The sequence below is a fragment of the Carboxylicivirga sp. M1479 genome, assembly GCF_007097485.1.
Taxonomy (GTDB): Bacteria; Bacteroidota; Bacteroidia; order Bacteroidales; family Marinilabiliaceae; genus Carboxylicivirga.
The window spans coordinates 153304-166008 of record NZ_VKDE01000003.1; the positions used below are offsets into that span (position 1 = coordinate 153304).

General features: G+C 40.4%; 10 protein-coding genes. All 10 read left to right on the forward strand.

All coding sequences use genetic code 11. The features are described 5' to 3' along the window. Positions 1-19: 19 nt before the first annotated feature. Entirely contained in the window at positions 20-2281 is a 2262-nt protein-coding gene (gene bglX / locus FNN09_RS03495; RefSeq protein ID WP_143300095.1) for a beta-glucosidase BglX, read from the forward strand. 231 nt (positions 2282-2512) lie between these two features. Further along, positions 2513-4687: a glycoside hydrolase family 3 protein gene (locus FNN09_RS03500; RefSeq protein ID WP_143300096.1), complete on the forward strand. Its 2175-nt coding sequence runs from the start codon at positions 2513-2515 to the stop codon at positions 4685-4687. A 227-nt stretch (positions 4688-4914) separates the two neighbouring features. Next, entirely contained in the window at positions 4915-5400 is a 486-nt protein-coding gene (locus FNN09_RS03505) for a DoxX family membrane protein (protein WP_143300097.1), read from the forward strand. 2 nt (positions 5401-5402) lie between these two features. Next, positions 5403-6953 carry a Gfo/Idh/MocA family protein gene (locus tag FNN09_RS03510; RefSeq protein ID WP_143300098.1) on the forward strand — a complete coding sequence of 517 codons (1551 nt, stop codon included), beginning with the start codon at positions 5403-5405 and terminating at the stop codon, positions 6951-6953. Between the two features lie 43 nt (positions 6954-6996). Then, positions 6997-8481, forward strand: coding sequence for a Gfo/Idh/MocA family oxidoreductase (locus tag FNN09_RS03515; RefSeq protein ID WP_221932411.1), 1485 nt, complete (start codon positions 6997-6999; stop codon positions 8479-8481). A gap of 150 nt (positions 8482-8631) precedes the next feature. Further along, positions 8632-9378, forward strand: a complete 747-nt coding sequence (locus tag FNN09_RS03520; protein WP_255433993.1) for a DUF1080 domain-containing protein — start codon at positions 8632-8634, stop codon at positions 9376-9378. Further along, positions 9375-10223, forward strand: a complete 849-nt coding sequence (locus FNN09_RS03525; protein ID WP_255433994.1) for a sugar phosphate isomerase/epimerase — start codon at positions 9375-9377, stop codon at positions 10221-10223. The genes FNN09_RS03520 and FNN09_RS03525 overlap by 4 nt, the downstream gene beginning before the upstream one ends. A gap of 73 nt (positions 10224-10296) precedes the next feature. After that, on the forward strand, positions 10297-10545 hold the full coding sequence (locus FNN09_RS03530) for a hypothetical protein (protein ID WP_143300100.1): 249 nt from the start codon (positions 10297-10299) through the stop codon (positions 10543-10545). Between the two features lie 210 nt (positions 10546-10755). Then, positions 10756-11292 (forward strand): RNA polymerase sigma factor, encoded by a 537-nt coding sequence (locus FNN09_RS03535; RefSeq protein ID WP_143300101.1) that lies wholly within the window; start codon positions 10756-10758, stop codon positions 11290-11292. A gap of 163 nt (positions 11293-11455) precedes the next feature. Then, positions 11456-12634, forward strand: coding sequence for a FecR family protein (locus FNN09_RS03540; RefSeq protein WP_143300102.1), 1179 nt, complete (start codon positions 11456-11458; stop codon positions 12632-12634). Positions 12635-12705 lie beyond the last annotated feature (71 nt).

Sequence of the window (12705 nt, forward strand, 5' to 3'; positions counted from 1 at the left end):
TAAACTAAAATATAGAACAATGAATAAAGGACGATTCTTGATGTTATTGGTTTGCTGCCAATTATTCTTATTGGCTTGTGATTCACAACCAAGTGGTAAGGATGAGATTGACGTAAAAGTAGAGAATTTACTGGCTCAAATGACGCTTGAAGAAAAGGTTGGTCAGATGAATCAGTATAATGGTTTTTACGATGTAACCGGGCCTGCTCCTGCGGAAGGTGATGCTAAAAATAAATATGAGCACATAAAGAGTGGTTGGGTAGGATCCATGTTGAACGTGCGTGGTGCTAATGAAGTTCGAAAAATGCAATCTTTAGCAGTAGATAGCTCAAGGCTGGGTATTCCCATGATATTTGGGTTCGACGTTATTCATGGTCACAAAACATTATCGCCAATTCCATTGGCAGAGGCGGCCTCTTGGGATTTGGAAGCCATTGAGAAATCTGCTCGTATAGCGGCCATTGAGGCATCGGCAGAAGGCATCAACTGGACATTTGCTCCCATGGTTGATATATCGCGTGATGCACGCTGGGGACGTGTAATGGAAGGCGCTGGCGAAGACACATACTTAGGTTCACGCATTGGTGTGGCACGTATAAACGGATTTCAGGGCGATGACTTGAGTGCGCATAATACCATTGCTGCCTGCGCTAAGCATTTTGCTGGGTATGGATTTGCCGAAGCGGGCATGGATTATAATACGGTTGATGTAGGAACAGTAACTTTGCACAACGTTATTTTTCCTCCGTTTAAAGCAGCTATTGACGAGGCGGATGTAAAAACATTTATGAACTCCTTTAATATCATCAACGGGATACCTGCTACGGCTAATAAATTCTTGCAGCGCGACATACTAAAAGGTGAGTGGGGCTTCGATGGTTTCGTTATTTCCGACTGGAGTAGTGGTGCTGAAATGATTGCCCATGGTTATGCTAAAGACTTGGAGCATGTGGCTGAATTGGCTACTAACGGAGGTTCTGATATGGACATGGAGTCGTACGCTAACATTAAGCACTTGGTGAAATTAGTTGAAGCTGGTAAAGTAAAAGAGTCAACCATTGATGAGGCTGTAAAGCGTGTATTAAGGGTAAAGTATGAACTAGGCCTGTTCGATGATCCTTTTAAATATTGTGATGAAACGCGTGAGAAAGAATTGATTTATCATGCTGATCATATGGCGGCAGCTTTGGATATGGCGAAAAGGTCGATCGTACTTTTAAAGAATGAAAATAATGTTCTTCCACTTGCAAAGGAGCAAAAAAAGATTGCTGTAATTGGTACTTTGGCAGATGACAAGGATAGTCCTTTGGGTAACTGGCGTATGGCTGGTGAAGATAATACAGCTATCTCGGTACTGGAAGGATTGGATGCTTACGGTGTTAATTATAAATATGCCGAAGGTGCCGAGTTAGTAACTGGTCCAACAGCTTTTCCTGTTGAGTTAGAGATTAACACAACGGACAAATCGGGCTTTAAAGAAGCGATAGCCTTAGCAAAACAATCAGAAGTTGTTGTAATGGTATTGGGTGAGCATGGCTTGCACAGTGGCGAAGGACGTGGAAGAGCCAATCTTGGTTTACCTGGCGTTCAGCAAGAGTTGTTGGAAGCGGTTTATAAAGTGAATAAAAACATCGTTTTGGTGTTGATGAATGGTCGTCCATTAACAATTACCTGGGCCGATGAACATGTGCCTGCCATCGTTGAGGCATGGCAGTTGGGAACTCAAACGGGTCATGCTGTTGCGCAGGTACTGTTTGGTGAGTACAATCCGGCAGGTAAACTGCCAATGACTTTTCCTCGCCATGTAGGTCAGGTGCCTATTTATTACAATCAATATAGTTCTGGTCGTCCTGGTCCTAAAACCGAAGTATTTTGGCCCCACTATATGGATGAAAGCGAAAAGCCATTGTATCCATTTGGTTACGGTTTAAGCTATACGAAATTTGACTACACAGATTTAAACATTAACGTTCTGGAAGGGCGTAAAGTTGAGGTGAGTGTAGTGGTGACAAACAGTGGTGATAGAGTAGGTGAAGAAGTAGTGCAATTGTACCTGCACGATAAAGTAGCCAGTGTTGTTCGTCCTGTAAAAGAGTTGAAAGGGTTTGAAAAAATTAGTTTAGAGCCATCACAAACGTATAAAGTTGTTTTTACCTTGAGTGAGAAAGAGCTTGGTTTTTATAATGGGCAAGGGGAGTTTGTTGTTGAACCTGGTGACTTTGGTGTAATGGTTGGAACGAGTTCTGTAGAAGGTTTAACGAGTGAATTTGAATTAAAATAAATTTAAAAATTGAGTTCGGTAGAGACTATTAAGTCTCATAGTCGCACCGGAAATTAAGGCTTATTAAAAGAATTATCGCAGATTCCTTTTTATGCCGAACTCAATTTTTATACGCTTCTTAAGTGTTAAAATAATAATTCTCTGCCTATTTAAGAATTATTAAGAATCTATTTAGTGTATTTTGTACACTATTGCATATCTTCGACCCTATACCTTTTCAATTAATTACAGATGAAGTACTTCTTAACGTTTGCGCTTTTTATTAGCACCCTAAGTTTATCGGCACAAAATACCAATGTCGATGTTGAATCAGCGATTGATGACATAATCAAGCAACTAACACTTGAAGAAAAAGTGAAGATGTGTCATGCTCAATCAAAGTTTAGCTCTCCTGGAGTAGAACGATTGGGAATACCAGAAATATGGATGTCGGATGGTCCGCATGGTGTGCGGGCAGAAATTGAATGGGATAGCTGGAATCATGCTGGCTGGACCAATGATTCGTGTACTGCTTTTCCTGCATTAACGTGTTTGGCATCAACTTTTAATCCCGAATTGGCTTATAAATATGGCGTTGCAGTAGGGGAAGAAGCACGTTATCGTAAAAAAGATATTTTATTGGGACCGGGTGTTAACATTTATCGAACACCACTTAACGGTCGTAATTTCGAATACATGGGTGAGGATCCTTATCTCGCCTCTATTATGTGTGTGCCATATATCCAGGGCGTTCAAACCAATGGTGTGGCGGCATGTGTAAAGCATTATGTGCTCAATAACCAGGAAGTATGGAGAGCCCATATTGATGTTAACGTTAGCGATAGGGCTTTACATGAAATTTATCTTCCAGCCTTTAAAGCAGCTGTTCAAGAGGGAGGTGTATGGTCAATTATGGGTGCTTACAATAAGTACAATGGTCAACATACGAGTCATCACAAAGTGCTGATGAACGATATATTAAAGAGCGATTGGGAATTTGATGGTGTGGTGGTTACCGATTGGGGTAGTGCACATGATACAAAAGAGGCTGCTCTTTATGGTTTAGATATTGAAATGGGAACGGGAACAGATGGTTTAACGTCATCTACCGAAAATGCCTATGATCATTATTATTTGGCCAAACCGTTTTTAGAGATGATTAAAAGTGGTGAAATCGATGAAAGTGTTGTGGATGATAAAGTGCGCCGAATCCTTCGTTTAATGTATCGCACCAACATGGATAAGTCGCGTCCGTTTGGCAGAAAAGCCAATGAAGAACATTTTGCAGTTGCTCGTGAGGTAGCTCAAGAGGGCATCGTTTTATTAAAGAATAACAAAAACTTTTTTCCATTAAATCCTGATACGAAGCAAACCATTGCTGTGATAGGAGAGAATGCAACCCGTATGATGACCGTTGGAGGTGGTTCATCGGAATTAAAAACGGTACATGAAATTTCGCCCCTACAAGGTTTGCAAGAGCGCTTTGTAAATGCCAACATCATCCATTCAATGGGTTACGCATCGGGGCCATCGCAATACGGAAGAGTTATCCCATCTGAGCTAGATGCCGATTCATTAAAGCAGGCCGCTGTAAAAGTAGCACAGCAGGCAGATATTGTTTTGTTTGTTGGTGGCTTAAATAAAAACCATGAGCAAGACTGTGAAAACGGCGATCGTGAGGGTTTAAATTTACCTTTTGGACAAGATGAGTTATTGAGTGAGCTAATGGCTGTAAATAAAAATGTTGCAGTCATTTTAGTGAGTGGAAATGCTGTGGCCATGCCTTGGCAATCAAAAGCTAAAGCCATTGTGCAGGCGTGGTACCTGGGTAGTGAAACAGGTTATGCTTTGGCCGATGTGCTTTCGGGTGATATCAATCCATCAGGTAAACTGCCATTTACTTTTCCTGTAAGTCTTGAAGATAATGGAGCCCATGCTTTTGATGAATTGTCATATCCTGGAGATGGCGAAAAGCAGGTGTATAAAGAAGATATTTTAGTGGGATACCGTTGGCACGATACAAAAAAGATCAAACCTCTGTATGCCTTTGGTTATGGTTTGTCATATACCTCCTTTAAGATTAATGAAGCAACAACTGATAAAACAGTTTATGGTGCTGATGATGAGATAAAATTGACTGTTCAAATCAGTAATGTTGGAGATGTTGATGGTGCTGAAGTCATTCAAGTGTATGTTCATGATGAAAATTCATCGGTGATGCGACCTGTTAAGGAGCTAAAGGCTTTTAAAAAGGTGAATTTGAATGCAGAAGAGAGTAAGCAGGTAGAGATCACCGTTCCTGTCAACACCTTTGCCTTTTATGATGAAACCAAGGGAGATTGGAATTTGGAAAAAGGAAGCTATCAACTTATGATCGGAACAGCATCTAACCAGATTAAGAAAACGATTAAATTATCTGTTGATTAGGTAGTCAACAGATAATTGTTCTGTTTTTGTAAATTGGAGTCAAGTTTAAATTAAGGTAACTTACAAACATATTATTTTAGAAAGAGTTAAGGTTGGAATGAGAAGATAGCGTGAGGTTGTAATTTGTGTTCAAAGAATCTGTATTGTACAGGTATTTGATTGAATAGTATTTGTTTGCATTGAGTTTTCTGGTGATTTTGAATAAAATAATTAGAAATATATAATGTATGATGAATTTTCCTAAGCAGCTAAGTGCACCGCAATTGTATTCCATGGTTGCGCTTCGCATTCTTCTTGGTTGGTACCTGCTCTACGAGGGGCTGGCTAAGTTGTTCAGCCCTCACTGGTCATCATTTGGCTATTTAAAAAGCTCACAGGGATTCTTAAGTGATTTCTTTATTGGTATTGCCGATAACTCGGCGCTAGTAGATGTAATTAATCTACTTAATATATGGGGTCTAATTGCCATTGGTTTGGCGCATGTTCTAGGTTTGTTAGGCCGTTTTTCTTCACTAATGGGAGTTCTCCTTATTAGCTTGTATTATTTGGCACACCCACCCTTAATTCATGTCAATGAAGTGCTTCTTTCCAATGAAAATACACTGTGGGTCGATAAGAATTTGATATTCATCAGTGTGCTTTTTGTGTTGTACCTATTCCCCACCAGTCGGGTTATTGGTCTTGATCGTTTCATATTTTACAAAAAAGGTTAGTGATGGGTGATGATGCGAAGAAATTCACAAGAAGAGATGTTGTTAAAACATTAGCAACTGTACCTGTACTAGGTGCTTTGGGATATGGGGTTTTAAAAAAGATAGAACATCAGAAGCAACAAAAATATAACATAGCTGACGACTTGGGTTTGAACCTTTACGATGAACCCGATAGGCTATCATCCAAAGGTGGTCATACCATTCGATTAGGAATCATTGGAGCAGGTGGCCGTGGCAGATATTTGCTCGAAGCGGCAGGTTTTGCTCATCCCAATAAGGTAAAGCATTGGCACGATCAGTCTTTAAGCAATAAAACCGATACGCGTTTTGGTGATTATATGGCTCAGGATGATTTAAATATTGAAATAAGGGGCGTTTGCGATATTTTTGATGTACATGCCGAGGAGGCCATGTTCTCTGCCAGTAATGCAGTTAAGGCTACCGTCATTGATGAAGTATCACCTCAGGTAAAGCGTTATAAAAACTACCGCGACTTACTAAAATCGGATGATATAGATGCCGTTATTATTGCTACGCCCGACCACTGGCATGCACAAATGGGCATTGATGCCGCCAAAGCAGGAAAGCATATTTACATAGAGAAAGGATTAACCCGGACAGCTGATGAAGCTTTTGCACTAAGAGAGGCGGTAAAGACCTCAGGTGTTGTATTTCAACTGGGGCATCAAGGCCGCCAAACCGCCAGCTTTAACAAGGCCAAGCAATTGATCGATAGAAATATTCTGGGCAAGATATCGTTGATTGAGGTTTGTACCAACCGTAATGATCCCAATGGAGCTTGGGTGTACCCCATTCATCACCAGGCGAATGAAAAAACAATAGATTGGCAACAGTTTGTGGAGCCAACGAATGATCATCCGTTTAGTGCCGAACGCTTTTTCCGTTGGAGATGCTGGTGGGATTACGGTACTGGCCTGGGAGGCGATTTACTAACCCATGAATACGATGCCATCAACCAGGTGTTGCAATTGGGAATTCCTCACTCGGCCGTTGCTTCTGGCGGTATTTATTATTACAAAGATGGGCGTGAGGTGCCAGATGTGTTTCAGTCGGTGTTTGAATATCCTGATCGTGAATTAACATTGATTTACAGTGCATCTTTGGCCAACGATAATTATCGTGGAAAGGTAATAATGGGTCACGATGGCACCATGAGGATGGAAAATAAACTGGAGATATATCCTGATAGTCAATCGACCCAATACAGAAAACAGCTTAATGCTGGATTAATAAAGCCAGATGAGCCGATGATTACCTATGAACCAGGACGAAATACTTTGGATGGCACCACGTCGGCCACAGAGCAATATTTTGCCAGTCGTGGTTTACTATACACCCATGTACAGGGTAAACGAGTTAATACAGCTCATCTGCATATAAAAGAATGGTTAGATGGAATTAGAGCTAACAAGCAACCGAGCTGTGATATCGATCAGGCCTTTGAAGAGGCCATAACTGCACACATGGCAACCATTGCTTATCGCGAAAACCGAAAAGTCTACTGGGATGCTGAAAAAGAACAGATTATATAAGTACCCTATAAACCCGATTATTAATCACCCTTAATTTTAAAACATGAACAATAACAAAAAACGGCTTGAAATGGATCGGCGTCAATTTTTAGCCAACGCAGGAATAGCTACAGCCGGTTTGGTAATGATGCCTTCTATGGCAGCAGCACAAAAACGTAAAAAATCAAAAAATGACAAGTTAAATATTGCTGGCGTTGGCGTTGGCGGAAGAGGTTTTGGTGTACTAAAAGCTATGGAAAGTGAGAACATAGTAGCACTTTGCGATGTGGATTGGAAATATGCTAAATCATGCTTTGCCTACTTTCCAAAGGCCAAGCAGTATTGGGACTGGCGCCAAATGTTTGACGAAATGGGTGATGATATTGATGGCGTTGTGGTGGCAACAGCTGATCATACCCATGCCATTATTGCAGCTACAGCCATCACCATGGGTAAACACGTATATGTTGAAAAGCCTTTAACACACACGGTTTATGAATCGCGCTTGCTAACGAAATTAGCCGCTAAACATCAGGTGGCTACTCAAATGGGTAACCAGGGTGCATCTGGTGAAGGGGTGGCTTTAACAACTGAATGGATTCAGAATGGCGAGATTGGTGAGATACGTAAAGTAGAAGCGTTTACCGATCGTCCAATATGGCCACAGGGCTTAAACAGGCCAACAGAGGAGCAGCCTATTCCGGATACTTTCAATTGGGATTTATTTGTTGGTCCAGCTAAAATGCGACCATTTAATGAGATTTATACACCATGGAACTTTCGTGGCTGGTGGGATTTCGGTACCGGAGCATTGGGCGATATGGCATGTCATATCTTGCACCCTGTTTTTAAAGGTCTTAAACTGGGATATCCTACTAAGGCACAGGGTAGCTCTTCGTTATTGTTGACTGATGCAGCGCCTGTTGCACAAAAAGTGCGATTGGTATTTCCAAAGCGTAAGGCACTTGCTAAAGTAGCCATGCCTGAAGTGGAAGTGCATTGGTACGATGGTGGTTTACAACCATTGAAGCCTGATGGCTGGCCTGCAGGAAAGGACATGAATAATCAAGGTGGAGGAGTACTCTTTCATGGTTCAAAAGATACTTTGGTATGCGGATGTTACGGTCGCGACCCTTGGTTGCTATCTGGTCGTGTGCCTGATGTTCCTAAATCAGAACCACGCATCAGCATAAGTCATGAAATGGATTGGGTAAGAGCTTGTAAAGAGACACCTGGTTCGCGTACAGAAACCTTATCTCCATTTAGTGAGGCAGGTCCATTTAATGAGATGGTGGTTATGGGGGTGTTGGCCGTGCGTTTGCAGTCACTTAATAAAGAGCTCGAATGGGATGGCGAGAATATGCGTTTTACGAACATTGGCGATGATGAAACGATTAAAACAGTCATCAGTGATGGTTTTAAAATTCACGATGGGCATCCTACTTTTGATAAAGAATGGACCAAGCCCGTTAATGCCAATGCCTTTGCCCAGGAGCTTATCAAGCATAAGTACCGCGACGGCTGGACTTTACCCGAAATGCCTGCTTAATATAGTGAAACAACCACCTCCCCTCGCTTAAAGCGAGGTACTCCTCCTTGAAAAGGAGGAGAGTAGTGCCATAATTCCCCTTCTTTATAAGCTGGGTGCCGACAGGTGGGGAGGTTTAGTTTTGTTAATATGAATCTTAAAAGCAATAATATGAAATACCTATTAATAGTTGGATTAATGTTAGCGGTGATGTCATCGTGCTGTGATAAATCACAAGAGATAAATACACTAAGTAAAGAAGAGAAAGCCGATGGATGGCAGTTGTTGTTTGATGGCAAAACGTCTGATGGTTGGCGTAATTATGGCAAAACTACATTTCCTGATGGATGGGATATAACTGAAGATGGAACAATCCATTGTCCTGGTTCGGGACGTGGTGAAGCGGGAGGAAAAGACCGTGGCGATATTATTTATGGCGATAAGATGTTTGGGAATTTTCACTTGAAACTTGAGTGGAAAATATCTGAAGGAGGAAACTCTGGTATATTTTATTTAGGTCAGGAGAGCGACTCACTGGATTATATCTGGAAGACAGCACCGGAAATGCAAGTGCTGGACAATGAAAAACATCCTGATGCCAAGGCGGGAATTGCTGGCAATCGTCAAGCTGGTTCATTGTACGATTTGTACCCCGCTGTGCCTCAAAACGCTAAGACAGCTGGAGAGTGGAATACGGTAGAGATTAAGGTTTACAAAGGTTCTGTATGGCACATCCAAAATGGAGAAACAGTGGTTGAATACCACCTGTGGACACCGGAGTGGAACAAGTTGGTGGCAGGTAGTAAGTTTCCATCGCTTAACCCAACATGGGCCGATGTGGCTTCAGAGGGATACATTGGTCTTCAGGATCATGGTGATGATGTGTGGTTCAGAAATATTAAAATAAAGGAGTTATGATGCGTTTTGCTTTAGTCTTAGGCATTCTATTGGTTTCAATGCCTACAATCAATATAAGAGCTCAAGAGGTGAAAAAGAACATTGGAATTCAATTGTGGTCGGTTCGTGATAACATGAAAACGGATGCAGATGGTACCATTAAGCAATTGGGTAATATGGGCTACACCTTTATTGAGGCAGCAGGTTATGCCGATGGTAAATTCTACGGTATGGAGCCACAGGATTTCAAAAAACTGTTGAACGCTAATGGCTTGCAATTTACCGCATCGCACTGTGGTAAAGCATTACCCGAAAAAGAGGATTGGGACACAGTTATGGCGTGGTGGGACGAATGTATTGAAGCGCACGCTAAAGCAGGTGTTACGTACCTTGTTCAGCCATTTATGGATAAAAAAGGATATGGCTCACTGGCAGACCTCAAACGTTATTGCGATTACTTTAATCAAGTGGGCGATAAGTGCAATGCCAAAGGTATTCGTTTTGGATATCACAATCACGATAAGGAGTTTGGCGAAGTAGATGGCCATATTCGATACGATTACATGCTAAAAAATACGGATCCTGAAAAGGTGATGTTTCAATTAGACCTGTATTGGATAATGGTGGGTGGCAAAGAGGCCGCTCAATATTTCGAGAACTATCCTGGGCGTTTTGAACTGTGGCACGTCAAGGATGAAAAAGAGCTTGGTGAAAGTGGAAAGATGGATTTTGAATCTGTGTTTAAGTTGAAAAAGAAAGCAGGTATGAAAGAGATAATAGTAGAGGTGGAGCGTTATAGTTATGAGCCCTTGGTTAGTGTAAAAAAGAGTTTGGAGTTTTTAATTGAAGCATCATATGTTAATTAAACTTTAGTTTTTCAGAAGTGATGGAAGAGCTTGCCTTTTTGAGGTAAGCTCTTCTTTTTTTAGTATGTCGGGCATGGTGACGTGCTATCAAGATGAAATGTTCTTGAGTTCGCCTAGTTGGCAGGAAGAACTAGCAATTGGCAAGGGTGTTGGAGGTGACTCCAAATCTGAAGGAAGCCATCAGCAAAGTCATAGTTCTAACGTAGAGAAACTTGATATAAGGCTCAAATGGAATCAACTTAAACTAGACAATGTAAAACTACACTTCCATTACTATGTATTGAAGTTGGTTGCAAAAACATGGTTTTCCTTGTCGTTGTGAGCTTTCTGTAGATTGTACATTTGCGCGGTTAATAGTGAACTAGGAAATAATAAAATTGAGATAAAGATATGTTAACAATAAGTGTCGGTCAAGTCAAAAAACGGCTTCAAATAAAGTCAAAATAATATAAAAGTTAATGAATAGATTCTTAGATGCTATTATGTTGGTGTTCTTGTTTAGAATGTAAATTTTTGGTGAAATATACTTTAAGTGAATCATTTTTCCAGGACTATACAAAATGTGCAATTGGGCAATAAAAGTGCTTTCAAAGAGATATTTGAAGAGTTTTATACACCTCTTTGTTCATTCGCGTACAAGTACCTTGAAGATACTGTCAACAGTTCAGATGTTGTACAGGAAGTATTTGTGATATTATGGAATAGTCATGCAAAATTTTCCAACTTCGGAGCATTACGTAGTTATTTATTTACTTCTGTTCGCAATAGCTGTTTAAATCATATTCGCAACGCAAAAGTCAAGGAGCATACTAAAGAACTATCGCCCGACATAAAGTGCAATGCTACTGACGATGAATATGAAATTGAAGCAACAGTATATGCTGAGGTTCATAACGCAATTAAGCGTTTATCACCGCAAGCACGTGAGGTTGTTATTCATTCGATGAATGGATTAACAAATTTAGAGGTAGCTGAGGAGTTAAGCGTGTCAGTTAATACAATTAAAACATTGAAAAAAAGAGCATATAAAACTTTGCGTGAACAACTAGGTGGTATGCATTGGCTTTAATACTATTGCTCGGATAAGCTCGTAGTTAATTTTTAATTTGTTTGAATTATAATAAGTTAATTATATCTGAGAATTGAATAAGTGAATTTTTGTAAAAAAAATTAAAAAAAATGTCACCCACATTATCGACCTCCGTGTTATGGGGATAAACAATGTTAATTGAATGCCTGTAAACAATGAAAAAATATCAAAATTAATCATAAGCCAATTTCGTGGAGAATTGTCTAATGGCGATCGGCAGGTGCTGGAAGAATGGTTAAAGGATGATGGTCATCAACGGCTGTATGATAGAATAATTAACAAGCAGAACCTTATTCAGCAGAGTTTACTGAACGATCAATTTGATGCTGCAGATGCCTGGGGAAAGATTGAGAAGCATATACGACCACAACGGAAGATAGGACGGTGGTTGTCTTATGCGGTAGCTGTATTAGTTCCGCTTGTGTTGTTTTTTAGTGTCTACATATTAAGCGATGATGCAGACCTGCAGGGGGAATATGTTGAAGGTTATAAGGTGAAGCCAGGTGAAGCTAAAGCGATACTGACCTTATATGATGGTAGTACTGTGGAAATTGCAAGTGCAGATACCTTGATTGATGTATTACAATCAGGAACGCACATTAAGTTGGATTCCATGGGAGCCGATTACTCGTCAGTAGATAGTAAATATGCAGAAGAGCTGCGGTACAACACCATGGTAACTTCACGTGGACGTGAGTTTTATCTGACTCTTGAAGATGGTACCAAGGTGTGGATGAATGCTGAATCGCAATTGCGCTATCCAGAACGATTTGTTGAGAACACTCGTGAAGTATACGTAAAAGGGGAGGTGTTTTTCGAAGTGGCGAAAGATACAGAAAAATCATTTTTTGTGCATTTTAACGACAAACGAGTAAAAGTATTAGGTACTGAGTTTAACGTTCGTTGTTACGAAGATGAATCATCAGATGTGATTACACTTGTTGAGGGGAGTATTGCTTTGGATGCTATGCACCAGAGCGTTATTTTATTGCCTGATCAGCAAGCGGTCATTAAGGGGAATAGTCAGGAAATAGCCATTAGTAAAGTGGATGCTGATATATTCTCAGCCTGGAAAAATGGTGAATTTGTCTACAAGAATGCTCTGCTGGAAACCATTATGAAAGATTTATCAAGGTGGTATCAACTAAACATCTTCTATCAGAATGAAACGATGAAAGACAAACGCTTTTCATTGTATACCAAACGTTATGATTCGATTGGAGAAATGTTAGAAATACTTGAAGCCACTAATCGTGTAAAATTTGAAAGATTCGAAAATAACATTGTCATTAAATCGATAGACCAAGAAACAGAGATATAAAAAAACATATAAAAACAGGGGATATTGGTAGTATCCCCTGTAAGTCATAAGCTGATTGGTACTCAGCTCAT